Source organism: Roseivirga sp. (genome assembly GCF_049099775.1).
GTDB lineage: Bacteria > Bacteroidota > Bacteroidia > Cytophagales > Cyclobacteriaceae > Roseivirga.
The window spans coordinates 917,097-941,960 of the sequence record NZ_JAGDZM010000004.1 but is presented as its reverse complement, the minus strand read 5'-3'; the positions used below and the strand labels follow the sequence as shown (position 1 = coordinate 941,960).

Below are 24,864 nucleotides of genomic sequence, written 5' to 3'. Positions count from 1 at the left end.
ATGATAGAAACAGGGAGTTATGGGGTAGTAAGGTTGAGTTTAGTGCCAATGCGCGGTGAACCATCTGATGCTGCTGAAATGACTTCCCAATTGCTTTTCGGAGAACACTATCATGTGTTAGAAGTTTCAGAAGAAGGCAACTGGATAAAAATCAAGAATGCGTTTGATAGCTATGAAGGCTGGATAGACAAAAAACAGCACCATGCTATTTCCGAGGCTTATTTCAATCAAATAGATAGCAGCGAGTACAAGATTTGTACGGATTTGATTGAAAAGATACTGTTCAATCAACAACTGAGTTACGTTACATGCGGTGCAATTTTGCCGCTTTTGAACAATCCTATTTTCAAAGATGAAGAGAATGTAGCCTTCAATGGTACTTCAAAAAGTCTCCATCAAAAGATTGAAGTGACCGCGCTAGTGGCGCTTGCCAAGAAATATTTAAATACACCTTATCTATGGGGAGGGAGATCTCCTTTCGGAATTGATTGCTCAGGGTTTACACAAGTCGTTTTTCGCGTGTCAGGTTATCGACTTGCGAGAGATTCGTCTGAACAAATTTTAAAAGGTCACGAAATAAGTTTAGAAGAATCTGGCGCTGGAGATTTAGCCTTCTTCACTAATAAAAATGGAAAAATGAATCACGTTGGTTTGATTTTAGAAGGCGGTGAAATTATTCATGCCTCAGGAAAAGTCAGAATAGATAGACTTGATCATAAGGGAATTTTCAATGAAAGTGAAGGAGTTTACACCCATCATTTGTTTAAGGTGAAACGGATAATAAAATAAAGCAGGATATGAGAAGGGTATTAGTGCTAAACCAAGATTATAGCCCAATATCCGTTTGTTCCTCAGAGCGTGCTTTCTTACTGATATACTTAGATAAAGCCGAATTGGTTCATGAAGACCCAGATGGTAAATTAAGAACCGTAGGCCGATCTTACCCTGCGCCATCAGTAATACGTTTACAGAAATATATCTTCATACCTTTTAAAGGTGTAATGCTAACAAGGCAAAACCTCTTTAAAAGAGACGGTAACAGTTGTTTGTATTGTGGCGATAAAAATGACCTAACCTTAGACCATGTTTTACCGAAATCTAGAGGTGGCTCAACAACTTGGACAAATTTAGCGACAGCATGTAAAAAGTGTAACTCACTAAAGGGAAGTAAAACCCCAGAAGAGGCCAAAATGCCTTTAGCTCAAAAACCATTTAAACCTTCTTACATTATGTTCGTCAGGAATTTCAGTGGCTTTACTTCAGAGGATTGGTTGCAGTATTTAAGCCTCAATTAATTCAGCGTTTAATTCTAAATGCTGTGTATTCTTTTAAAAAATAAATTCTTACCTTTGCAGTCCGTTTCGAGTGAGGCGGCTTTTCTATCCTTAGAGAAGAAATTTCAATAAAATTTTCACAACCGTTAGCTCTGGAAGTTGTGGAAGTAAATACAGAGCAAGAATATCATGTCAGAAGAAACAAAAGCGACTGAGCAAGCAGAAGAAACTGTAGCAGCACAGTCAACTCCAGAGGCACCCGCCACTGAAGAGAAAGTTGAAGCGACTCCCGAAGTAGTAGTAGTAGAACCAAAAAAAGCACCTAAGGCTAAAGCTAAAAAAGCTGAGCCAGTTCAGGATGATTTTGATTGGGATGCTTTCGAAACTGGTGGGTTTGGAGAAGGCTACTCTAGCAAAGAGAAAGAAGATTTAGAAGCACTTTACGGAGATACGCTGAATACCATCGAAGAAAAGAAGGTGATTCATGGTACTGTTGTATCGATTACTCCTAGAGATATTGTATTGAACATTGGCTATAAGTCTGATGGTTTAGTAAGTTCTTCAGAATTCAGAGATACACCAGACTTAAAAGTTGGTGATCAGATTGAAGTATACATTGAAGAGCAAGAAAACGCGCAAGGACAATTAGTTCTTTCTAGAAGAAAAGCAAAAATCGTTCGTGCTTGGGAGCTTATCCAAGATGCTAGCGAAAATGATAAGGTTATCGAAGGTTTTGTTAAAAGAAGAACTAAAGGTGGACTTATCGTTGATGTATATGGCGTTGAGTCATTCTTACCAGGTTCACAAATTGATGTGAAGCCAATCAGAGACTTTGATGTATTTGTAGGTAAGAAAATGGAAGTGAAAGTTGTGAAAATCAACTACACTAACGACAACGTTGTTGTATCACACAAAGTATTGATCGAGAAAGATCTAGAACAGCAAAAAGCACTTATCCTTAAGAACCTTGAAAAAGGTCAAGTACTTGAGGGTGTTATCAAGAACATGACGAACTTCGGTGTATTCATCGATCTTGGAGGTGTTGATGGCTTATTGCACATCACTGATATTTCTTGGGGTAGAATTAACGATCCGGCTGAGGTGCTTAACCTTGACGAGAAAGTTAATGTTGTTGTTCTTGATTTTGACGACAACAAGAAGAGAATTTCATTGGGTATGAAGCAATTGACTGAGCACCCATGGGATAAACTTGATGCTAAGATTGAAGTAGGATCTAAAGTTGAAGGTTCTATAGTAAATGTGGCAGATTACGGTGCTTTCCTTGAGTTACACCCTGGTGTAGAAGGATTGATCCACGTTTCTGAAATGTCTTGGTCTCAGCACCTAAGAAATCCTCAGGATTTTATTTCTGTAGGAGACAAGCTTGAAGCAGTTGTATTGACACTAGATAGAGACGAAAGAAAAATGTCTCTTGGTATTAAGCAATTAGCTGAAGATCCTTGGACTAAGCAAGATGTATTGACTAAGTACGGTGTAGGTACAAACCACACTGGAATTGTTAGAAACCTAACAAACTTTGGTTTATTCATCGAGCTTGAAGAAGGTATCGACGGTCTTGTACACGTTTCTGATCTTTCTTGGACTAAGAAAATCAAGCATCCATCTGAATTCGTTAAAGTAGGAGATGAGCTTGAAGTTCAAGTATTAGAATTAGACATCGACAACAAAAGACTAGCACTAGGACATAAGCAGTTGGAAGAGAATCCGTGGGATACTTTCGAAACAGTATTTACGCCTGGTTCATCGCACAAAACGACAGTTATCTCTAAGAACGATAAAGGCGCTACACTAGAGCTTCCTTACGGTCTTGAAGGACTAGCAACTAACAAGAACTTGAAGAAAGCTGACGGTTCTAATGTAGAAGTTGGTGAAACGCTTGATTTTGTAGTTGTTGAATTCTCTAAGGATGATAAGAGAATCGTAATGTCTCATACTTACACGCATACTGCACCTACTGAAAAGATTGGTACTCCAAGCGCGAGCAGCACAAGGAGACCTAAATCTGGTGGAGGTTCTGGTAAGTCTAAAGGAAGCCAAATCAAGAATGATGATAGCGGTTCTACTTTAGGTGATCTTGATGCACTTTCTGCATTGAAAGCTGAAATGGAAGATAACACCAAGAAAGCAAATGCAAAGAAAGCTGCTGACAAGAAGAAAGTGACTGTTGAAGAAACAGCACCAGAAGCAGAAGCAGAAGCGGAAGTTGTAGAAAAGCCAAAAGCAAAAGCTAAGAAAGCAGCGAAAGCTGAACCTGAAGCCCCAGCTGAAGAAGCAGCTACTGAAGAGTAGTTATAGATAATTAATAGGCATCCCGGATTTTATTCGGGATGCTTTTTTAATTGACATAATCGTTTAAAAATTGGTGCGTTTTACGATTATTAATAGCTTTGCACTAAATAAATAAGGCGTTGTGGCCGAGTGGCTAGGCAGAGCTCTGCAAAAGCTTGTACAGCGGTTCGAATCCGCTCGACGCCTCAGAAAAGGAACCCATTTGGGTTCCTTTTTTTATGCTCGAAATCGCGTTGTTTGAAGTAAAATATAATACTCTTTTTCTTTTTTGATTTTGAAGGATATGAAACGTATTGGATCAAGTTAAAAGGCATGGGGTTTCAGCTGGATTCGAGTTCCTGTCATGTGAAAAATAATTTGAGAATTTTTTAAAACATTTTTTGTTGAATGCTTGTTTTTCTCAGCCCCTAAAAATTGATAAAATTAGTTTGGATTTTTCCATGCCGTCGTCATTTTCAAAAAGGTTGCGAGCAAGTATAAAAGAAGTGTTATTTATATTAATTCTAAATAAGTGAATGAGCCTATAAAACGATTGCAACATATTGAATTTCAGTTCCTTAAAATTGAGTAATAAGCCATTATTTTCCTTAAAATGGTGTTGGTATTTAGTTTGAATTACGACCCTTCGATATTACCTTTGAGGCAAGATTTTCAACCTGAAGTAGGTCTGTGATTAAAAATGTATTTTACATGGTAGCGAAAACAACCATTGTCCGATTTGCGACAGCATGCTTACTGGTATGCTGTTTTGTTTTTTCTGGGACAAATTTATATGCCCAAAGAGACGCTGTTCCAACTGATGAAGCCACTATCAAACTTGGTAAAAGTTTGTTTAGTGAGTACACCTGTAACACTTGTCATGCAGTAGACAAGAAAAAGGTTGGCCCAGCACTAGCAGGAATTTATGATCGTCGTGAAATTGAGTGGATTAATTCTTGGATTAAGAACTCTCAAGTAATGATCGAAAACGGAGATCCACAAGCAGTAGCTTTGTGGGACGAGTATAAGCCATCAGCTATGGCGGCTTTCGATTTAAACGATGATCAAATCATGGCAATTCTTGCCTATGTTAGAGATCTCGAAGAAAATCCAGAAGTACCAGCCGTTGTAGCAACTCCAGGAGAGGGTGGAACAGCAGAAAATGCTGGCGGGGTACCTTCAGCGTATCTACAAATCATCATTATCGTACTGATTGTGGTTTTAGTGCTTATTTTGGGTGTTTTAGGACTCATCGTCAAATTGATGAGAAAGTACATTCAGGATAAGGAAAACCTTTCTGAAGATGATGAAGCTATTGCTAACGAGAAATTCAGTCTTTCTGCATTTTTCAAAAGCCCAGCTGTAATTGGTATTATTACCTTCTTGGTAATTGTTCTAGCCGCTAAAAACGTAATTGACGGACTTTACACGGTAGGAGTTCAGCAAGGATATGCTCCAGAGCAACCTATTGCATTCTCTCACAAACTTCATGCAGGACAATACGAGATCGATTGTCAGTATTGTCATACAGGAGTTGAAATTGGTAAATCAGCCAATATTCCTTCTGTTAATATCTGTATGAACTGTCATGGTGAGATCAAAAAAGATTCACCTGAGATTCAAAAACTTTACACTGCCCAAGAAACAGGACAACCAATAGAATGGGTAAGGGTACACAACCTTCCTGACTTGGCTTATTTCAATCACTCTCAGCACGTGAAGGTTGGACAAATTGATTGCCAGACATGTCATGGTGAAATACAAGAAATGGCCGTTGTGAAACAACATGCCCCTTTAACGATGGGCTGGTGTATCGACTGTCATAGAAATACAGATGTAAATGCCAAAGGCAATGGTTACTATAATAGGTTAGTAGAACTCCACAATAAGAGTACGAATACGCCTATGAAAGTGGCGGATATTGGTGGTTTGGAATGTGCTAAGTGCCACTATTAATTGAATTGACGATTTCTGATTGATATACAATGAAAGAAAATCAAAAAACATACTGGAAAGGATTAGAACAATTAACAAACGATACTGAGTTTGTTAAAAAGAACGAAGGTGAATTTCCAGAATACCTTCCTGTTAGCGACGAAAGTGGTAACAGCAACCGTAGAGACTTTCTAAAATTAATGGGCTTTGGTATAGCTGCCGTTTCTTTAGCTTCTTGTGAAGCACCTGTAAGAAAAGCTATTCCTTATTTAAATAAGCCAGTTGATGTTGATCCATCTGTACCTAATTACTACGCATCTACCTATATAAATGGTGGCGATGCGGTAAGTATTGTGGTAAAGACGCGTGAAGGTCGACCTATTAAAATAGAAGGAAACAAGTACAGTACAATCGGACAAGGAGGTACTAATGCTCAAGTGGAAGCGTCAGTATTATCCTTATATGATAAAGAACGACTTGTTGGCCCGATGAAAGACGGCGCTGAGGCATCTTGGGAATTAGTAGATAAAGAAGTTTCTGCTCAGCTAAATTCAATTGCTGCTAAAGGAGGTCAAATTAGAATAATCAGTCAGTCAGTATTAAGCCCTACTACTAAGAGAGCGGTAGGAGAATTTGCTGCAAAATTCCCGACGGCAAAGCATGTAACATATGATGCTGCTTCTGCATATGGAATAACTGAAGGAAATAGAAGGTCTTTCGGTGAAGCCATGATTCCTTCTTATGATTTCAGTAAAGCACATACCATAGTAAGTGTTGGGGCTGATTTCTTAGGTACATGGATTTCTCCAATCGAATTCACTAAACAATACAGCAAGACTAGAAAGATCAACGATCATCACAAAGAGATGTCTCGTCACTTTCAGTTCGAATCGAACTTATCATTAACTGGTTCGAATGCTGATTATAGAACGCCAATTAAGCCTTCTCAAGTAGGACCATTGGTAGCTGCCATGTATAATGGAATAGCTGCAAAAGCAGGTCAGGCTAAAGTTAGCGGTGGTGCATCTGTAGATCACGCTTCAAAAGCGATTAATGAGCTTTGGGCTAATAAAGGAAAATCACTTGTTGTTTGCGGGTCTAATGATCCAATGGTTCAAGTACTAGTAAATGGTATAAACGCCATGCTAGGAAATTATGGTACTACAATTAACCCTAATGCACCAGTTCACTACCGTCAAGGTAATGATCAAGAAATGAGTGCCCTAGTGAAAGAAATGAATGGTGGATCTGTTTCTGCTGTGATTTTCTTCAATTGTAATCCACTTTACGATTCTGCTGATGCAAGTGCTATAGCGGCTTCACTTTCTAAAGTGAGTCTGACTGTTTCTACTTCTGACAGAATGGATGAGACGGCATCTGCTGTACAATATATTGCTCCAGACCACCATTATTTAGAGCAATGGAACGATGTTGAATTGAGAGCAGGACATTACAGTCTTATCCAACCGACAATTGCGCCAATTTTTAAAACAAGACAGGCACCTGAAACTTTCTTAAAGTGGGCAGGTCAAGATGTAGAGTATTATACCTACCTACAGAATAACTGGAGAGAAAACTTCTTTACTAAGCAGTCGGATACTTCTGATTTCCAAATGTTCTGGGATAAGTCATTATTTGATGGCGTTTTTGAAACAGGAGGAAATAACAATGATTACACATATAATACTGATGCAGCTACTGTTGCTGCAACAAGTATTAGTCAAAACTATAAAACTTCAGGTTCAGGTTATGAACTAGCGCTTTACCAAAAAATGGGTATTGGTGATGGTTCAATGGCTAACAACCCTTGGTTACAAGAAATGTCTGATCCAGTGACGAAAGCCACTTGGGACAATTACTTGACCATGTCAATTGCTGATGCCAACGAAATGGGTGTCACTTTAAAAGAAGGCGAGACGCAGTTAGTTGATCTAACTGTAAATGGTACAACTGTTAAAGTTCCTGCCCTAGTACAGCCAGGTCAGGCAAACGGTACCCTAGGCCTTGCAGTTGGTTATGGAAGAACAAAAGCTGGTAGAGTAGGAAACGAGGTAGGCGTAAATGCATATCCTTTTATTACTAAACTCAATGGGGCAAATACTACTGATGTATTAGCTGGCGTAGGTGTGAGTGCAACAGGGGAGGGCTATAGAATTGCTCAGACTCAAACACACCAAACATTTATGGGTAGAGAGAATGTGATTCAAGAATCAATTCTTCCAAACTATAAGAATGATAGTGGTGCAGGTAGATGGCACCCTAAAATCTATAAAGAAGGCAAATATGTAAAGCCTTCTAAAATTACACTTTGGTCAGGTCACGAGTACAGTAATCACCACTGGGCGATGACGATCGATATGAACTCTTGTACTGGATGTTCTGCATGTACAGTTGCTTGTCAAGCAGAAAATAACATTCCAGTTGTTGGTAAAGAGGAAGTATTGAACAGAAGGGAAATGGCATGGATTAGAATCGATAGGTACTATTCTGCAGCTAACCCAACCGGAAGCAATAAAGAACTAGAATTAGCAGCTGAAAATCCTGAGGTTACTTTCCAACCGATGATGTGTCAGCATTGTAATAATGCACCTTGTGAAACTGTATGTCCTGTTGCAGCGACTACTCACAGTTCAGAAGGCTTGAACCAGATGACTTACAACAGATGTATAGGTACAAGATACTGTGCTAACAACTGTCCTTACAAAGTCAGAAGATTTAACTGGTTCAAATACCACGATAACAGCCAGTTTGACAAAAACTTAGCGATGAATAACGATTTGGGTAAAATGGTATTGAACCCAGATGTTACAGTGAGAGCTAGGGGTGTTATGGAGAAATGTACAATGTGTGTACAAAGAATCCAGGCCGGTAAACTGACCGCAAAACGTGAAGGTAGAAGACCTGAAGATGGCGAGATCCAAATGGCTTGTGCATCAGCATGTCCATCTGACGCACTTACTTTTGGTGACTTGAACGATCCTAATTCTCAAATCTCAAAGTTACTTCAGATTAAGGATAAGGAAGATGGTGAAGGTGCTACGCAAAGAGAAGTGAATGAAGCACGTGCTTATCACGTATTGGAAGAAATCAATGTCAGCCCGAATGTGTGGTATATGACTAAGATTAGAAATAAGGATAAATCAACTGAAGCTTAATTTTTAAACCGAGAAGAATATGCAGGTTACTTCGTCAGTAAGAAAACCTTTAATCACAGGCGGTAAAACCGTCCATGATGTTACTGAAGACATCTGTCGCCAGGTTGAGGCAAAGCCCTCAAAGTTATGGGGCATGGCTTTTGGTATCTCTGTGGTTACCCTTGCTATTGGCTTCCTTGCCGTTGCTGCCACCCTATGGGAAGGTATTGGCATGTGGGGACTAAATAAAACAGTAGGATGGGCGTGGGACATCACCAATTTCGTTTGGTGGGTAGGAATTGGTCACGCTGGTACACTAATATCAGCGGTACTTCTACTTTTCCGTCAGAAATGGAGAATGGCTATTAACAGAGCTGCTGAGGCGATGACAATTTTCGCCGTTATTTGTGCTGCTATGTTCCCTGTACTACACATGGGAAGACCATGGTTAGGTGCTTATTGGGCACTGCCATTGCCAAATACATTCGGTTCGCTTTGGGTGAACTTTAACTCACCACTCCTTTGGGACGTTTTTGCCATCTCAACATATTTCTCTGTATCGCTTGTATTCTGGTACCTCGGTTTAGTACCTGATTTTGCTACAATTAGAGATAGAGCAGTTGGCCTTAGAAAAACTATTTACGGTGCATTATCATTAGGATGGGATGGGGCTGCTAGGACTTGGTCAAGATACGAATCAGTATCATTGATTCTTGCAGGACTTGCAACACCACTAGTACTTTCAGTACACACCATTGTATCTTTTGACTTTGCTACTTCCGTAATACCAGGATGGCATACTACGATTTTCCCACCTTACTTCGTTGCAGGTGCGATTTTCTCTGGTTTCGCAATGGTATTAACACTTATGCTTGTAACAAGAGCGGTGTTTAAACTTCAAGATTACATTACAATAGAGCATATAGAACTGATGAACATCGTAATTATGGTGACTGGTTCGATTGTAGGTATCGCTTATATCACCGAGTTCTTTATCTCTTGGTATTCTGGTGTTCCTGCAGAACAATATGCATTCTATAACAGAATGAATGGTCCTTACTGGTGGGCATACTGGTCTATGATGACTTGTAATGTGATTTCACCACAACTGTTCTGGTCTAAGAAAATTCGAACAAGTATTGCGGCTACGTTCATCATATCAATTATTGTAAACATTGGTATGTGGTTCGAACGATTCGTAATTATTGTTACATCTCTTCATAGAGATTACTTACCATCGTCGTGGGCTATGTTCTACCCAACTATTTACGACATGGGTGTTTACCTATTCACTTTCGGCTTGTTCTTTACGCTGTTCTTCCTATTCGCGAAGTTCTTCCCAGTAATCAACATGGCTGAGGTTAAAAGTATTGTTAAATCATCTTCTGAAAAACAACCTGCTTAATCATGAGTGACTCTAAAGATTTTATTATTGGCGTCTACGATGACGAGGATGTATTACTCGATTCGGTAAGAAAGATTCGTGCAGCTGGATTAAAGATTCACGAAGTTTATTCACCTTTTCCTGTTCACGGGTTAGATGATGAACTAGGATATAAAAAATCTCGATTACCAATCGCCGCATTTATGTTTGGTATGTTAGGTACTACGCTTGCCTTAACCATGCAGATCTGGATGTTAGGTATTGACTGGCCGATGATTATTGGTGGAAAGAATCACGTTGCTTTACCAGATTTTGTGCCTGTAACTTTTGAATTAACAGTATTACTAGCAGCATTCGGTATGGTAGGTACTTTCCTAGTTTCAAGCGATTTGAAGCCTTGGAAAGACCCTAAATTATTAGATATCAGAATCACTGATGACAAACACGTTTTAGCCATTGATCTTGCAAAGAACAAAGCTATGGACGCGGTTCAGATTGAAAGCGCACTGAAAGAATCAGGTGCTGTTGAAGTCAATGAAAAGAAAGTTGAAGAATAAGCTTAAGATAGATATGATCCATAAATTAAAAGCTTTAGTTCCACTTGTACTTGTAGTCTTAATTTCTGCATGTACGGCCAAAGGAGATAACCCTGGTTTGGAATATGCCCCACAGATGTATCACTCTGTACCTTACGAGCCATTGACTCAAATTGTTGATGAAGACAGAGGAGAATGGTTAAGTAATAGAGAGGATGAAAAAGGAGAATTTTATAACTCTAATCCGAACAATCCTTATAGACAAAATGTAAGACAACCAGTAGAAGGGACAGTTAGAAGAACTGCTAATGGTATGTTGCCATATAGACTTGAAAAAGTTGATTTAGTTAAAGCAGCAGAAGTTATAAATCCACTACCTGAAACGCCTGAGATTGTGGCGGAAGGAAAGAGATTATATAGCGTATACTGTGATCATTGTCATGGATCAAAAGGGCAAGGATCAGATGCTGAAGGAACCGATGCTAAAGTTGGAGAAGTATACTTAGGTGTACCGGCTTACAACTCAGCGGCAAAAAGAGATTTGTCTCAAGGACATGTCTTTTATGTAATTACACATGGTTATGGACGTATGAGACCTCATGCATCTCAGATTAGCCAAGAGAAGCGATGGAAAATCGCTAGGTATGTTAAAGAATTACAGCAACAGTAACAGTTAAATAGTAGAAAGATGTCGAAAGAAGTATTTGATTTTAACGGTGGACTTAAAAGGAAGCTAGTTATTGCTTTTATAGTAGGCGCTGTTCTGTTGACAGTAGGAGCTATACTACCAAGCGGTGGACATGAAGAGGCAGAAGGAGATCATACAGAACTAGCTAGTGCTGAAGATCATGGAAATGGACACGAAGCCAAAGAAGAAGTTCATCATGAACAAAGTGAAAATGATCATGGTACGGAAGCCAGTCATGGCAACGATGGTGGCCATGAAGTAGATCACGAAGAAGGTGGACATGAGAAGGGCTGGTTTGATAGAGTGAAAATTGACCTTTGGATTAACAATATTTACTTTACAGGACTTGCCTTAATTGGATTGTTCTTCTTTGCCATACAATATGCCGCTCAAGCGGGTTGGTCTGCTTATATCATTAGAATACCATTATCAATGGCTCACTGGATTCTTCCAGCAGGCATTCTCATGATAGTTACATTCTTATTATTTAGTCATGATATTTTCCATTGGACTCACGCCGATTTATATCCTGAGTTCTTAGAAGACGGATCAATCAATACCCATTTTGATGCGCTAATAGCGGGTAAAAGTGGTTTCTTTTATCTTCCATTAGAAGGAGGAAGTTTCCCTGTATTCTTTATTCTTAGAATGGTAGTGTTCTTTGGAGCTTGGTATTTCTTATTCAAGAAACTAAAAGATTTATCAAATTTAGAAGATCAGCTAGGAGGCAATTCTTACTGGTACAAAATGAGAAGATACTCTGTAGCCTTCTTGTTAGTATTTGCCGTATCGTCATCAATATCCGCTTGGGATTGGGTAATGTCAATTGATGTTCACTGGTTCTCAACCATGTTTGGTTGGTATGTATTTGCCAGTTGGTTTGTAGCAGGATTAGCTTTAATCACATTAATTACCGTGCTTTTGAAGGAAGCTGGTTACATGACACAGGTTACTTCAAATCACTTACATGATTTAGGAAAATTCGTATTCGCATTTAGTATTTTCTGGACTTATATCTGGTTCTCGCAGTTCTTACTGATTTACTACGCAAACATCCCTGAAGAGTCAGTATACTTTGTTGAACGAATGATGAACGACAAGTATTCAACTGTGTTCTTTGTGAACTTAATAATGAATTTCTTCTTCCCATTCTTATGCTTGATTACAAGAGATGCGAAGAGATTGAACGTATTCTTGAAAATTGCCTGTATTGTGATCATTCTTGGTCACTGGGTAGATTTCTACTTAATGATTACTCCAGGTACACTGGGTGAGTCTGGTTCATTCGGATTAACTGAAATCGGAATGTATCTAATGTTTGGAGCAGCATTCCTCTTTGTTGTAATGAAGGCTCTAGCATCTTATGCACTTGTGCCTAAGAATCACCCAATGTTGGAAGAAGCAAAACATCACCACATTTAAAAACATAGATTAAATAACATTATGTTCGTTTTCTATATAGCACTTGCGGTTTTCTTAGTTGTCGCTATTCTACTAGTGATCTTCAGGATCAGTAGATTGTTCGACATCGTAAAGGGAACAGGAGATAAAGTTGTAACCGGAAGTAACAATGCGAATGCAGTCATGATGATTGTGTTCATGGTAATGTTCTTTGGGCTTTCGGCGTGGTATTCATATGCTAATTTCGATGCTTACGACCCTCCAGTAGCATCAGAGCATGGTGAGTTAACTGATAAATTATTCTGGAGAACGATGTGGGTAACCGGTATCGTTTTCGCAATTACAAATATTTTACTTTTCGTATTCTCTTATAAGTACAGATACTCTGAGAATAGAAAAGCTGAATTTTACCCTCATAACAACAAATTAGAGGTGATTTGGACAGGTGTACCTGCTATTGTTTTAACATGGTTAGTTATATCTGGATGGATGGCCTGGGATGGTATCATGAGTGAAGCACCTGAAGATGCTGAGCAAATTGAAATTATGGGGTATCAGTTCCAATGGTCTTTAAGATATGGTGGAACAGACAACCAAGTGGGAGATTATGACTATCGATTGATTGATGCAGTAAATGCACACGGTCAAGATTTAACCGATAGATCGAATTTCGATGACTTTAATTCTATAACGCTAGTAATTCCAAAAGGAGAGCCAGTTTTACTGAAGATTAGAGCTAGAGACGTATTGCACAGTGTATTTATTCCTCACATGAGAGTTAAAATGGATGCAGTGCCTGGAATGCCAACTCAATTTTGGTTTGTAGCCAATAAGACTACAGCAGAAATGAGAGTAGAAGAAGGTAACCCTGAATTCAACTACGAATTAGCATGTACGGAGATTTGTGGTAAAGGTCATTTTGCCATGAAGAAGAATGTATTGGTGTTAGAGCCAGAAGAATATCGTGAGTGGAAAGCAGACCAAGCGTCATGGCTTTCTAAACATCCAGAATACATGAGTCAAGTGCCAGAAGATTTGAAAGAATTGGCATTAGTAACAACAGGAATAAACGAATAAAAAGAAAAATAATCATTGAATATGGCAACTACAGCAGCACATATCGATGTTCATGCACATGAAGAAGATCATCACGATCACGACCATGAGCAGTCATTCGTATCAAAGTATATTTTCTCAATGGATCACAAGACCATTGCGAAGCAATTTCTTATTACAGGTATTTTCTGGGCCATTATTGGTGCAGCTATGTCTGCAATATTCAGATTGCAACTTGGTTTTCCAGAAGCAGATTTAGGTTGGTTAAGACCTTTGCTTGGTAAATGGATTACTGAAACAGGTCAGTTAGACCAAGAATTTTACTTAGCACTTGTTACAATGCACGGTACCATTATGGTATTCTTTGTATTGACAGCTGGTTTAAGTGGAACCTTCTCAAACTTCCTAATTCCATTGCAGATTGGTGCTAGAGATATGGCATCAGGCTTTATGAACATGTTATCATACTGGTTCTTTTTCCTATCAGGTGTTACAATGTTCATTTCGCTATTCCTCGAAACTGGACCTGCATCAGGGGGCTGGGTAGTCTATCCGCCGCTTTCCGCCATTCAAACCGCCATGCCTGGTTCAGGTATGGGTATGACGCTCTGGCTAGTGGCAATGGTGTTCTTTATTGTGTCTTCGCTGCTGGGAGGTATCAATTACATTACAACAGTAATCAACTTGAGAACTCAAGGCATGACCTTCTCGCGATTGCCATTAACGATCTGGGCGTTTTTCTTAACAGCAATTATTGGAGTACTTTCATTTCCAGTATTATTTGCTGCAGCACTTTTATTAGTGTTCGATAGAAGTTTCGGTACGTCGTTCTATTTATCAGAAATTTATATTCAAGGAGAGGCACTATCTAATGTAGGTGGTAGTCCAATCTTATATCAGCATTTATTTTGGTTCCTAGGTCACCCAGAAGTATATATTGTATTACTTCCAGCCTTAGGAATCACATCAGAAATTATAGCAACCAATTCAAGGAAACCAATCTTTGGTTACAAAGCCATGATTGTTTCTATGCTTGGAATTACCTTCCTGTCATTTATCGTATGGGCTCACCATATGTTCGTGTCAGGACTAAATCCATTCTTAGGGTCAATATTCATGTTCTTGACATTGATTATTGCAGTGCCATCGGCCGTAAAGGTATTTAACTACCTAACTACGCTATGGAGAGGTAATATCATATTCACGCCGGCCATGTTGTTCTCAATTGGTCTGGTATCAGTATTTATTTCAGGAGGTATCACGGGTATATTCCTTGGTAACTCAGCAATTGATATTCAATTGCACGATACTTACTTCGTAGTGGCTCACTTCCACTTGGTAATGGGAGCAGCTTCAGCATTTGGGTTACTGGCAGGGGTTTATCATTGGTTCCCGAAAATGTTCGGTCGTATGATGAATGCTAAGTTGGGTTATATCCACTTCTGGTTAACGTTCATTGGTATTTACTCTGTATTCTTCCCAATGCACTATATCGGTATAGCAGGTTTCCCAAGAAGATATTATTCATTCACCAACTTCGATGCATTTAGCGGTTTCACTGATCTGAACATGTTCATTTCAGTAGCAGCAATTGCAACGTTTGTAGGGCAGTTTATTTTCCTTTTCAACTTCTTCTACAGTATGTACAGAGGTAGAAAAGCACCAGCTAATCCATGGAATTCTAACACATTAGAGTGGACTACGCCAATTGAACCAGGACATGGTAACTGGCCAGGAGAAATTCCTAAAGTTTACAGATGGCCTTACGATTATTCTAAGCCAGGTGCAGAAGATGACTTTATTCCTCAGCACATTCCATTCTCACAAACGCTTGAATCAAATCTTCCACATGAGAATGATCTGATTGCTTTAGAGAAGGAAGAAGCGGAAGATGATATTGTAGTGGATGCAACAAGCGGCCACTAAAGAGAGATTGTTCCGACGGTTTACGGCCGTCACCATTGTAGCTGTTTACTTGTTAATAGCTGTTGGTGGAATTGTAAGAAGTACAGGTTCAGGTATGGGATGTCCAGACTGGCCTAAATGTTTCGGAAGTTGGGTGCCACCAACCAGTGTCGATCAGCTACCGGAAGATTATAAAGAAGATTACGTTCAGCAACGAGTTGAGAAAAACGTAAAATTCGCAGAATATTTAACTGCACTGGGATTTGATGACTTGGCTTATCAGGTTGAAAATGATCCAAGTATTCTTGAAGAAGAAGATTTCAATGCAGTAAAGACCTGGGTAGAATATGTAAACCGCTTGATAGGTGCGGTTATTGGCCTGCTGATCTTTGGTACGTTTGTGTTATCGATCAAGTATTGGAAGAAAGATAGACCCATCACAGTTCTTTCATTTATTGCATTTGTATTGGTTGGTTTCCAAGGATGGATCGGATCGATCGTAGTAAGCACAAACCTGCTTCAGTGGATGATTACTATTCACATGTTGTTGGCCATATTGATAGTGTGTCTATTGATTTATGTCTACTTCAGGTCTAAGAGAAACGATTTGGATATCATCGTTGAGAACGCACCAAAACTGAAATGGATAACTATTATCTGCTTGATCCTAACATTGGTTCAAGTCGTTTTAGGGACTCAAGTAAGAGAGGGTATAGACGAGATAGCAAATATCGCTGCTCGAAGTGAGTGGATTGAAAACTTAGGTTTGACATTCTTAATTCACAGATCTTATTCACTTCTGTTAGTCGCGCTTCATGTTTATCTGTTCTATCTCATTTTGAAGAACGATCAGTTAAAGTCAATCTTAAAATGGCTAATTGTCATTGTACTGATTGAAGTACTGAGCGGAGCTATAATGGCATATTTCGGAGTCCCGGCGTTTATTCAGCCCATACATTTGTTACTAGGAACATTAATCATAGGAGTGCAGTATTATCTGCTACTGCTAATAAAACATAAAAAAGAGCTTGCTTGAGATGATATCAGGTAATTCAGCAAATATTAAAGTATCGACCGTTTTTGCTCAAAAAGCAAAAGCATATATCGAGTTGACTAAGATGCGACTTTCGTTGTTAGTGTCTTTTTCTTCTGCGTTTGGCTATACGCTGGCTATGGGTGGTAGAGTTGATTGGATTCAGTTGGCTATGCTCTTTGTAGGTGGGTTCCTTATCAGTGGTGCTTCTTGTACTGTTAATCAAGTATGGGAGAAAGAGTACGACAAGTTAATGAAGCGTACCCAGTCACGTCCAATTCCTACAAAAAGACTCAATGATTCTGAGGCCCTATGGTTTGCCGGAATATTAGCCATTATTGGTTTATACGTTTTAATGGTTTCTACGAACTGGTTAACAGTTGGGCTTGCTGCACTTTCAATGGTGCTGTATAGTTTTGTTTATACACCATTAAAGAGAGTAGGGCCAATTGCAGTATTTGTTGGAGCTATTCCCGGTGCATTACCTCCATTATTAGGTTGGACTGCCGCAACAGGTGATATCAACCACGCAGCACTAATCATATTCGGTATTCAGTTTATTTGGCAATTTCCTCATTTCTGGGCGATTGCCTGGGTATCAGACGAAGACTACAAAAAAGCTGGTTTTAAGCTTTTACCTGTTAAAGGGGAAAAAGATATGAAGACCGCTTTCCAGATAATGACTTATACGCTTTTCTTAATACCAATGGGTTTATTGCCAACGTATTTCGGCTTAACCGGTATTAATTCAGGTGTAGTAGCCACTGTATGTGGCGTTTTATTTTTAGCATCAACAATCAAGTTAATGCGCGATCCGTCGAGAAAATCGGCATTAAGGATTATGTTCGGCTCATTTTTATATCTGCCTATTGTTCAAATTGCTTACCTATTAGACATAGTAAACTGATGACAGAGGATTATAAACTTGTAGACGCACCCTTGCAGCAACCGTTAGCCATGCATCCGAAAAAATTTGCGATGTGGTTGTTCATTGTAACGGTGGTGATGATTTTCGCTGCTTTTACGAGTGCACACATTGTAAGACAAGCAGATGGAGATTGGTTAATCTACGATATACCGCAAATGCTATGGTATACATCAGGGATTATTCTTGCCAGTAGTGTTACGATGCAGTGGGCGTACATGGCCGCTAAAAAAGATAAACTAGAGCAAGTCAAATTGGCTTTGTCTCTTACAATGGTACTAGGAATTGCTTTCATATATGGGCAGTTCCAAGCTTGGGGTCAATTAGTAGATGCAGGTGTCTTTTTCGTGGGTAACCCCGGCGGAAGCTTCATTTATGTGTTTACAGGACTTCATGTATTACACTTAGTAAGTGGTATATTATATTTATTATATATGTTAATCGCTGCCTTCAAATACAAGGTGCACTCAAAGAATATGTTGAACATGGATATGTCAACTACATTCTGGCACTTTTTAGGAGGGTTGTGGATTTATTTATTCATTTTTTTATTGCTGAATCATTAATTAAACTGTTCTATGGCAACTACTGCTACAGTGAGTAAAAAGAGCTTATGGGGAGGGGGAATTGAACCTCTTAAAGCTAGCTATGGTAAGCTGATGATGTGGTTTTTTCTACTATCAGATGCATTTACTTTTTCTGGCCTCTTAATTACATATGCATTTTTAAGATGGAGTGCACCTGCCTATAAAGGTGACCCAGAAGCATTTACATTTTCAACCGAATACTGGCCAATTCCTGAAAAGGTATATGAAGCCTTTCCTGGTTTTCACGGTGTTGAATTACCATTAGTATTCGTAGGTCTTATGACTTTCATCTTGATTCTAAGTTCTGTAACAATGGTATTAGCCGTTGAAGCTGGACATAGAATGGATAAAAAGAATGTTGTGAAGTGGATGCTTTGGACAATCATTGGTGGTTTTGCTTTCTTAAGCTGTCAAGCTTGGGAATGGTCTCACTTTATCTCTGGAACCGATGTTGCTACAATTGGCGATGTATTGAAAAATGGAATTTGGATTACAGACTACGAGATCGTAGGGGCTAACCTAAATTACAGTCAATATGGCCCGCCAGCATTCGCAGCGCTGTTCTTCTTTATTACTGGATTTCACGGCTTCCATGTATTTTCTGGAGTCGTATTTAATATCCTTATTTTCTTCAACGCCGCTAACGGAGTTTATGAAAAAAGAGGACACTACGAAATGGTCGAAAAGGTTGGTTTGTACTGGCACTTTGTAGACTTAGTTTGGGTATTTGTATTTACATTCTTCTATTTGATCTGACAGACTTTTTATCATGGAACAATCAACAACAAACGTAGTCGTTCAACCGGCACAAAAGAGTGTAATCATGGGCATATGGAAAATTGCCTTGTTTATGTTTCTTATCACAGCGGTAGAATATGTTTTCGCATTCTACATGGATGCAGGAACACTTAGGTCTATCATCTTTATAGGGCTTACCATTTGGAAGGCATTCTTTATTGTATCTGAGTTTATGCACTTAGGACACGAAGTAAAAGGACTGATGTATTCGATCGTATTGCCAATGATATTTATCGTTTGGCTTATTGTAGCCCTCGTAAACCTTGAAGGTGCAGCGGTAAAAGACGCAAGAGGAATTGTAGATGTCGACCAACCATCAACTGAACATGTTGAAAGTGGGCATTAACCGAAAAGAATTATAATTTCATTGAAACGAAATCAGGTCATGATAATGACCTGATTTTTTAGTTTTTATACCATGAGAAAGAAAGTCATTTTCCTGTTTTTGCTGATTGGGCTTCCGGCTGTCATCTTTGTATTCCTTAAAATATTCGGGAGGAATGAGTTTACCATCCCAGTGTATTATGAACAAGGGCTGACAGATTCACTATCGACACCATGCCTTGATAGAAGTACAGTACAGTACATTGTTCAAAATCCAAATGTCGCTACTACAGGAGGCCTTAAAGTAATCCATTTTGAAAGATTGGATGGCCCAGTTTTAAAGACAAGACTAGAAGCGCTAGAAAGAGTACAAGACGTCTTCTATGAAGAATCAGACATCCAATTAACGACATACTTGAACGGCAGCAGTATTAGAAGTTCAGATATCACGGACTATGACAAACGAATTCAATTTCTAGATCAGTTTTGGAAAGTCAATGAATTAGATTCAGCGAATTGGGCTGGTTTAAAATACTGTGCTATGGCGATGAGCAATCTAGACAATCGGGTAGTATTGGTGGATCAGGAGAATAAAATTCGTGGATACTATAATATTCTTGAAAGAGAGGAAACAGATAGGCTCATACTAGAGTTAAGAATTCTCAAATCAATCAAATAAGAGAATGTCAGAGCAGAAGAAATCGATGTTTTGGATTAAGCTATTATCTATAGCAATCCCATTAGCAGTAGCCGTTTTACTTGGTCTGCCAACAAAGTTAAACTTGGGCGATTGGGTTTATAACCTCCCTCATGCTATAGGTATCATAAATACATTGACGGCCATATGTTTAATACTGGCATTCGTGTTTATCAAAAAGAAGAATGTTGCCCTTCACAAAAAGTTTAATTCAGCAGCGTTTGTTCTAGGTGCCGTTTTTCTTTTATGCTACGTTACCTATCATGCTAGTGCGGAGTCTACTTCTTATGGGGCAGAAGATGCCACTAAGTATGTATACTTCTTCTTTTTGATAACGCACATCCTATTATCCATTGGTGTTGTGCCAATGGTGCTATTAGCCTTCTATTATGCCTTAAATGGCATGATCGATCGTCATAAACGCATTGTAAAGTATACATTTCCAATTTGGCTGTACGTATCCGTTACTGGAGTAATCGTTTATCTAATGATTAGTCCATATTATGTTCATTAAATGGGATATGAACACTTTGAGCCCTAAATTTGCAATATGCTTAAACGATTAAAGAGTACTTTCTTTTTAATAGTGGCATTGACATTAGTCAAAGTCGATGTTTTGGCCCAGTGTGCCATGTGTCGTGGTTCTGTAGAATCTACTGTGGCCGCCGGTGAAACATCTATGGCCTCCAACTTAAACCTTGGGATTCTATATTTATTCTTCGCACCATATACGTTAGTATGTGTGATTGCTTATTTATGGTATAAGAAAAGCAGAAACAATGTCAGCAAAACCCAAAGGACAAGCAGTATTGCAGGGTAAATGCCCCCAGTGTAGAGAAGGGTCACTTTTTACGCACAATGCTTACAATCTGAAGAATTTCATGAAAATGTATACGCATTGTCAAGTTTGCAATGTTCGTTTTGAAAAAGAGCCACGTTTTTTTGATGGCGCCATGTATATCAGCTATGCATTCTCTGTTGGTCTATTTTTAGTGAGTGCTTTTATCATTTACACCTTTTTTGAGCCAGTTTCTGAAAATATTTACCTTATAGCGATAATTTCGGAAGTATTTTTGCTGTATCCCCTGATGTTCCGATACGCCCGAATATTTTATCTATATATCTTCAGCGGACTGAAGTATAGAGGTGAATTAGAGCGATAGGAAAATAATTAGTAGATTCCCCTTATACCTAGGAATAACTAGATTTTGAGTATCAAAAAAGGTTTTTTTGGAACTAACAAGTTCTTAATTGTTAGCATTGTACTGCTAGCAATCACTCTGCTTATCGATGAAGCCATCTTCTCCGATCAGAAAAGAAGGGTAGACCCCAAAGAGAAAATCACCGAAAACCTTCATAATGAGCTTTCTCGTCTCGATGAACACACAGAATCCATCAGTAATGACGCCATTGTTGACCTTAGTAGACTCTTCAACAGGTTCACTCCAGATGAAGAACTACCTTATTTTATTTACGAAAACGGGAATGTCATTTATTGGAGTACCAACAGCTTTGTACCCAAGTACGGCACGTTAGATGGGACGTATTTCCACCGATATATAGAGCTAAAAGGGGGGCAATATATCGTTCGCCGGAAAGTGATTAATAGCGCACAAAATAGAATCGTTGAAATCTATGGATTGTTACCGCTTTCATCCATTGTTCCTTTGAACAAGTCTTTTGAGGAATACGGATTGAATGGAGAAATTTTCGGAAGGTCATCGTTCACACTCGATAATGTAGAAGGCGATAATGCGCAAAATATTTATTCCCCTCAAGGGACTTTCCTTTTTTCCTTTAGTGGCACAGAGCGGATGAAAATCGACTATCCGAGCTTTTCGACCTTTATTTTTATTCTTTACCTCGTTTCTATAATTGCATTTATTTGGTCGGGCTTTAAATACAGCTTGAAACTAGTTGATCAAAACAAACCATATCTCGCAATCTCCTTAGTCAGTCTTTTCTTGCTGGTTACTAGGCTCAGTATGTTACGTTACGAATATCCGTTAAGTATCATAGAATGGTCTTTATTCGAGCCTGATAGCTATGCTTCAAGCTGGTGGCAACCCTCACTCGGAGATTTTATTTTAAACCAAATTGCGCTACTTGTCATCGTCAGTTTTGGCTATAAAGTATTCGTGAAAAAGCTCATTCTCAAGGGCCATGTAAAACTTATCAATACCATTCTACCCTTAGTGCTATTGGTCGGCGCCTTAATCTATTTTGTCACGCAATTAGAGTCACTATTAGTCAACTCGCAATGGTCTTTCGATGTAGCGAAAGATATTAGTTTCTCACCCTTCAAGGTATTGGTTTATTTCGCGCTTTTCATTGTCGCTATTACTCCATTCCTCATAGGACAGTACTTGAGCAAAGCATTTAGGCTGATTGAGAATGGGAGAATCGTAAACCTGATGCTATCTATTTTACTACTAGTTGGTTTGTTAGTTGGCTTTCTGCTTCAAATACAAGAGCCCTTTATTTTAAGTATGCTATTCGGATATCTCTTGGTGATATACAACTTTAAACTATCCGACCAACTGGAAAAAGTCAACTACGCCACCTTCCTTTATTTCTTTATCGCAGCATTCTTAATGGCATCAGTCAGTACCTCAATTCTGACAAGACATATTGTAGAAGATAACATTATTGAAAAACAAAGTCAGGCTACACGCCTAATGACAAAAAACGATTTGATTGCTGAATTTCTTTTGTCTCAGGCCAAAGAGAATATAAAAGAGAATATTCCTATTCAAACCGGAATCGCCAGTCCGTTTTCGCCCAAAGAGCCTATCAAACGAGTTATACAAAGGAAATATTTAGGCGACTATTTCGATAAATATGAAATTGAAATACTTCTCTTCAACGGAAGAGGTAGAGCCATAAACAGTAATACTTATGATAGCTATCAAGGCTTAGAACAACAATATGCTGTTGCCGATAATGCGACAGATTTCGAAGGACTCTACCATTTCCGACAGAGTTACCCATTTTCTGTCAATCAATACATTCTGTTCAATGAGATTAAGAGATATAATGCTACTGTAGGATATATCGTCATTAAGCTCAATCGAAAAGAACAATTAAACAACAGTATTCTACCCAGACTCTTACTTGATGAAACCTTTGAGGCCAATCAAGAAGAGAATTTTGACTATGCTATTTATGATGTAACTGGACTCTCTTTTAGCAGTGGAGATTATAATTATAAGCGCGACTTTAATATCAACAGGTTAGCAGACCCTTTGTTATTCGATCAAGGATTGATCATTAATGGGTTTCACCATTTGGCGGTGGCTGGCGACGGTAATGAGACTTATGTCATCAGCAATGCTGTTTATCCAACCAAATACCTGATCACGAATTTCGCCCTTTTCTTTCTCTTAATGGTAGCAGCCATTATCATGATATTTGGGGTAAGTGCAGTTTTTTATAACATTCGAAAAACAACCACTACCATTTCGGCTAAAATTCAAATCTTATTGAATTTTGCCTTCTTCCTTCCACTTATTATTGTCAGTATAGTGGTGCTCCGTTTGGTCAATCAAACCGTAGAAGAAAAAATAGAAACCCAGTATTTATCCATTACAGAGAGTGCGGCAAATAACCTTGCCAATCAACTACAGGCTTTCCTAGAAGGGCAGAATGAGAACAACGAATCACTCGAAAGTCGTATCACAGAAATTAGCCAATACGCGCAGGCCGATATCAACCTTTTCAATATCAATGGAAGATTGATTGCCACCAATCAAAGATTGATTTTTGAAAACGATCTACTCGCATCATTTGCCAACCCCAATGCCATGGCAAATATTGCAGAGTCGGGAAGTAAAGAGCAATTAAGTGAAGAACGCGTCAGAGATTTACAATATAAAGCAACGTTCTTCGGTATACGATCCAATGAAGATGATAGACTTTTAGGGATTTTGAGTATGCCGTTTTTCGAGTCTGAAAAGCAATTAAAAGCCGAACAACGTGATATTCTCTCTAATATATTGAATGCGTTTACCTTCATCTTTGTCATCTTCGTTATCCTCTCGTTTTTAGCATCGAGAATTCTTACCTATCCTTTTAAATATTTAACGCAGAAGATCAAATCCACAACTTTTTCAACCCTGAATGAGCCTTTGGAATGGCAAGCCAATGATGAAATCGGCTTAATGGTAGGAGAGTATAATAAAATGCTCTTAAACCTTGAAAAAAGTAAGAAGGCCCTGGCCATGAGTGAAAAGGAAAGTGCTTGGCGAGAAATGGCACAACAAGTGGCACATGAGATTAAAAATCCACTAACGCCAATGAAGTTAAAGTTGCAACACTTGAAACGAATTTTAGCCCAGGCGCCAGATGTAAGTACAGATTTTAATAAACCGATAGAAAGCTTACTTAGCCAAGTGGAAACCTTGAGTGATATAGCAACCTCGTTCTCTTCATTTGCTAAAATGCCAATCCCAATAAGTGAAAGACTAGACCTCGTAGAAGAACTCAGAAAGGCGGTAAGACTTTTTAAAGGTGGTAAAATAGCCCTCAATACGAACATTCCAAAACAGCCGGTTTGGGTAAAGGGTGATACAAAATTGCTAGGCAGAATATTCAATAATCTTATACTCAATGCCGCTCAAGCAGTGCCAGCTGAAACAGCAGCATTACTCTCTATTGAGCTATTGGTAACGCACAATAAAGCTCGAATAACTTTCGAAGATAATGGCGCAGGTATCCCTGATGACATTAAGGAAAAGATATTTATACCTAAATTTAGTACGAAGGAAGAAGGCTCCGGTATAGGATTAGCCATTGCCAAACGTGGGGTAGAACATGCCGGTGGGAGTATTTGGTTTGATTCAACTCTTGGAAGGGGTACAACCTTCTATCTAGAGTTTCCGCTAACCGATTAACTGTGC

The 24,864-nt window shown here is 38.9% G+C and carries 21 protein-coding genes and 1 tRNA gene; all 22 read left to right on the top strand.

The window, feature by feature from the left end; translation table 11 throughout:
- The 22 genes from JXQ92_RS08740 to JXQ92_RS08635 all read left to right on the top strand — a co-directional run bounded on the left by JXQ92_RS08740 (nt 1) and on the right by JXQ92_RS08635 (nt 24,858).
- Entirely contained in the window at nt 1-789 is a 789-nt protein-coding gene (locus JXQ92_RS08740) for an NlpC/P60 family protein (protein ID WP_421986220.1), read from the top strand.
- 8 nt (nt 790-797) lie between these two features.
- Nucleotides 798-1,295, top strand: coding sequence for an HNH endonuclease (locus JXQ92_RS08735; protein ID WP_421986219.1), 498 nt, complete (start codon nt 798-800; stop codon nt 1,293-1,295).
- Nucleotides 1,296-1,463: 168 nt separating this feature from the next.
- A complete protein-coding gene (gene rpsA, locus JXQ92_RS08730; RefSeq protein ID WP_421986218.1) occupies nt 1,464-3,584 on the top strand; it encodes a 30S ribosomal protein S1 in 2,121 nt (706 codons plus the stop codon).
- 115 nt (nt 3,585-3,699) lie between these two features.
- Nucleotides 3,700-3,770: transfer RNA gene (locus JXQ92_RS08725), tRNA-Cys, on the top strand.
- Between the two features lie 504 nt (nt 3,771-4,274).
- On the top strand, nt 4,275-5,519 hold the full coding sequence (locus JXQ92_RS08720) for a cytochrome c3 family protein (RefSeq protein WP_421986217.1): 1,245 nt from the start codon (nt 4,275-4,277) through the stop codon (nt 5,517-5,519).
- Nucleotides 5,520-5,548: 29 nt separating this feature from the next.
- Nucleotides 5,549-8,653: a TAT-variant-translocated molybdopterin oxidoreductase gene (locus tag JXQ92_RS08715; protein ID WP_421986216.1), complete on the top strand. Its 3,105-nt coding sequence runs from the start codon at nt 5,549-5,551 to the stop codon at nt 8,651-8,653.
- 19 nt (nt 8,654-8,672) lie between these two features.
- Nucleotides 8,673-10,037 carry an NrfD/PsrC family molybdoenzyme membrane anchor subunit gene (nrfD, locus tag JXQ92_RS08710; protein WP_421986215.1) on the top strand — a complete coding sequence of 455 codons (1,365 nt, stop codon included), beginning with the start codon at nt 8,673-8,675 and terminating at the stop codon, nt 10,035-10,037.
- A 2-nt stretch (nt 10,038-10,039) separates the two neighbouring features.
- Entirely contained in the window at nt 10,040-10,573 is a 534-nt protein-coding gene (locus JXQ92_RS08705) for a DUF3341 domain-containing protein (protein WP_421986214.1), read from the top strand.
- The gene (locus JXQ92_RS08700; RefSeq protein ID WP_421986213.1) at nt 10,551-11,222 is read left to right on the top strand and encodes a c-type cytochrome; all 672 of its coding nucleotides are present in this window, start codon (nt 10,551-10,553) and stop codon (nt 11,220-11,222) included. Before JXQ92_RS08705 ends, JXQ92_RS08700 begins: the two co-directional genes overlap by 23 nt.
- Before the next feature lie 18 nt (nt 11,223-11,240).
- Complete coding sequence (locus JXQ92_RS08695) at nt 11,241-12,662, top strand: quinol:cytochrome C oxidoreductase (RefSeq protein ID WP_421986212.1); 1,422 nt, start codon at nt 11,241-11,243, stop codon at nt 12,660-12,662.
- Between the two features lie 21 nt (nt 12,663-12,683).
- On the top strand, nt 12,684-13,718 hold the full coding sequence (locus JXQ92_RS08690; protein ID WP_421986211.1) for a cytochrome c oxidase subunit II: 1,035 nt from the start codon (nt 12,684-12,686) through the stop codon (nt 13,716-13,718).
- Between the two features lie 21 nt (nt 13,719-13,739).
- Nucleotides 13,740-15,623 (top strand): cytochrome c oxidase subunit I, encoded by a 1,884-nt coding sequence (locus JXQ92_RS08685; protein WP_421986210.1) that lies wholly within the window; start codon nt 13,740-13,742, stop codon nt 15,621-15,623.
- Nucleotides 15,604-16,638, top strand: coding sequence for a COX15/CtaA family protein (locus JXQ92_RS08680; protein WP_421986209.1), 1,035 nt, complete (start codon nt 15,604-15,606; stop codon nt 16,636-16,638). The genes JXQ92_RS08685 and JXQ92_RS08680 overlap by 20 nt, the downstream gene beginning before the upstream one ends.
- A gap of 1 nt (nt 16,639) precedes the next feature.
- Nucleotides 16,640-17,542 (top strand): heme o synthase, encoded by a 903-nt coding sequence (cyoE, locus tag JXQ92_RS08675; protein WP_421986208.1) that lies wholly within the window; start codon nt 16,640-16,642, stop codon nt 17,540-17,542.
- The gene (locus JXQ92_RS08670) at nt 17,542-18,126 is read left to right on the top strand and encodes a cytochrome c oxidase subunit 3 (RefSeq protein ID WP_421986207.1); all 585 of its coding nucleotides are present in this window, start codon (nt 17,542-17,544) and stop codon (nt 18,124-18,126) included. Before cyoE ends, JXQ92_RS08670 begins: the two co-directional genes overlap by 1 nt.
- Nucleotides 18,127-18,138: 12 nt before the next feature.
- On the top strand, nt 18,139-18,903 hold the full coding sequence (locus JXQ92_RS08665) for a cytochrome c oxidase subunit 3 (protein ID WP_421986206.1): 765 nt from the start codon (nt 18,139-18,141) through the stop codon (nt 18,901-18,903).
- 13 nt (nt 18,904-18,916) lie between these two features.
- Nucleotides 18,917-19,291 carry a cytochrome C oxidase subunit IV family protein gene (locus JXQ92_RS08660; RefSeq protein ID WP_421986205.1) on the top strand — a complete coding sequence of 125 codons (375 nt, stop codon included), beginning with the start codon at nt 18,917-18,919 and terminating at the stop codon, nt 19,289-19,291.
- A 72-nt stretch (nt 19,292-19,363) separates the two neighbouring features.
- On the top strand, nt 19,364-19,948 hold the full coding sequence (locus tag JXQ92_RS08655; protein ID WP_421986204.1) for a hypothetical protein: 585 nt from the start codon (nt 19,364-19,366) through the stop codon (nt 19,946-19,948).
- Between the two features lie 4 nt (nt 19,949-19,952).
- On the top strand, nt 19,953-20,480 hold the full coding sequence (locus tag JXQ92_RS08650; protein WP_421986203.1) for a DUF420 domain-containing protein: 528 nt from the start codon (nt 19,953-19,955) through the stop codon (nt 20,478-20,480).
- Nucleotides 20,481-20,516: 36 nt separating this feature from the next.
- Entirely contained in the window at nt 20,517-20,786 is a 270-nt protein-coding gene (locus tag JXQ92_RS08645) for a hypothetical protein (RefSeq protein ID WP_421986202.1), read from the top strand.
- Nucleotides 20,746-21,129, top strand: coding sequence for a DUF983 domain-containing protein (locus JXQ92_RS08640; RefSeq protein ID WP_421986201.1), 384 nt, complete (start codon nt 20,746-20,748; stop codon nt 21,127-21,129). Before JXQ92_RS08645 ends, JXQ92_RS08640 begins: the two co-directional genes overlap by 41 nt.
- Nucleotides 21,130-21,174: 45 nt before the next feature.
- The gene (locus JXQ92_RS08635; protein ID WP_421986200.1) at nt 21,175-24,858 is read left to right on the top strand and encodes an ATP-binding protein; all 3,684 of its coding nucleotides are present in this window, start codon (nt 21,175-21,177) and stop codon (nt 24,856-24,858) included.
- The last annotated feature ends 6 nt before the right edge of the window (nt 24,859-24,864 follow it).

Bases quoted from the DNA above. Each gene is read 5' to 3' on its own strand.
- JXQ92_RS08705 (WP_421986214.1), top strand. From the start codon at position 10,040: ATGAGTGACTCTAAAGATTTTATTATTGGCGTCTACGATGACGAGGAT.
- JXQ92_RS08655 (WP_421986204.1), top strand. From the start codon at position 19,364: ATGAGAAAGAAAGTCATTTTCCTGTTTTTGCTGATTGGGCTTCCGGCT.
- JXQ92_RS08670 (WP_421986207.1), top strand. From the start codon at position 17,542: ATGACAGAGGATTATAAACTTGTAGACGCACCCTTGCAGCAACCGTTA.
- JXQ92_RS08665 (WP_421986206.1), top strand. From the start codon at position 18,139: ATGGCAACTACTGCTACAGTGAGTAAAAAGAGCTTATGGGGAGGGGGA.
- JXQ92_RS08650 (WP_421986203.1), top strand. From the start codon at position 19,953: ATGTCAGAGCAGAAGAAATCGATGTTTTGGATTAAGCTATTATCTATA.
- JXQ92_RS08695 (WP_421986212.1), top strand. From the start codon at position 11,241: ATGTCGAAAGAAGTATTTGATTTTAACGGTGGACTTAAAAGGAAGCTA.
- JXQ92_RS08645 (WP_421986202.1), top strand. From the start codon at position 20,517: ATGCTTAAACGATTAAAGAGTACTTTCTTTTTAATAGTGGCATTGACA.
- JXQ92_RS08715 (WP_421986216.1), top strand. From the start codon at position 5,549: ATGAAAGAAAATCAAAAAACATACTGGAAAGGATTAGAACAATTAACA.
- JXQ92_RS08700 (WP_421986213.1), top strand. From the start codon at position 10,551: ATGAAAAGAAAGTTGAAGAATAAGCTTAAGATAGATATGATCCATAAA.
- JXQ92_RS08680 (WP_421986209.1), top strand. From the start codon at position 15,604: ATGCAACAAGCGGCCACTAAAGAGAGATTGTTCCGACGGTTTACGGCC.
- JXQ92_RS08660 (WP_421986205.1), top strand. From the start codon at position 18,917: ATGGAACAATCAACAACAAACGTAGTCGTTCAACCGGCACAAAAGAGT.
- JXQ92_RS08640 (WP_421986201.1), top strand. From the start codon at position 20,746: ATGTCAGCAAAACCCAAAGGACAAGCAGTATTGCAGGGTAAATGCCCC.
- rpsA (WP_421986218.1), top strand. From the start codon at position 1,464: ATGTCAGAAGAAACAAAAGCGACTGAGCAAGCAGAAGAAACTGTAGCA.
- JXQ92_RS08740 (WP_421986220.1), top strand. From the start codon at position 1: ATGATAGAAACAGGGAGTTATGGGGTAGTAAGGTTGAGTTTAGTGCCA.
- JXQ92_RS08685 (WP_421986210.1), top strand. From the start codon at position 13,740: ATGGCAACTACAGCAGCACATATCGATGTTCATGCACATGAAGAAGAT.
- nrfD (WP_421986215.1), top strand. From the start codon at position 8,673: ATGCAGGTTACTTCGTCAGTAAGAAAACCTTTAATCACAGGCGGTAAA.
- JXQ92_RS08690 (WP_421986211.1), top strand. From the start codon at position 12,684: ATGTTCGTTTTCTATATAGCACTTGCGGTTTTCTTAGTTGTCGCTATT.
- JXQ92_RS08735 (WP_421986219.1), top strand. From the start codon at position 798: ATGAGAAGGGTATTAGTGCTAAACCAAGATTATAGCCCAATATCCGTT.
- cyoE (WP_421986208.1), top strand. From the start codon at position 16,640: ATGATATCAGGTAATTCAGCAAATATTAAAGTATCGACCGTTTTTGCT.
- JXQ92_RS08720 (WP_421986217.1), top strand. From the start codon at position 4,275: ATGGTAGCGAAAACAACCATTGTCCGATTTGCGACAGCATGCTTACTG.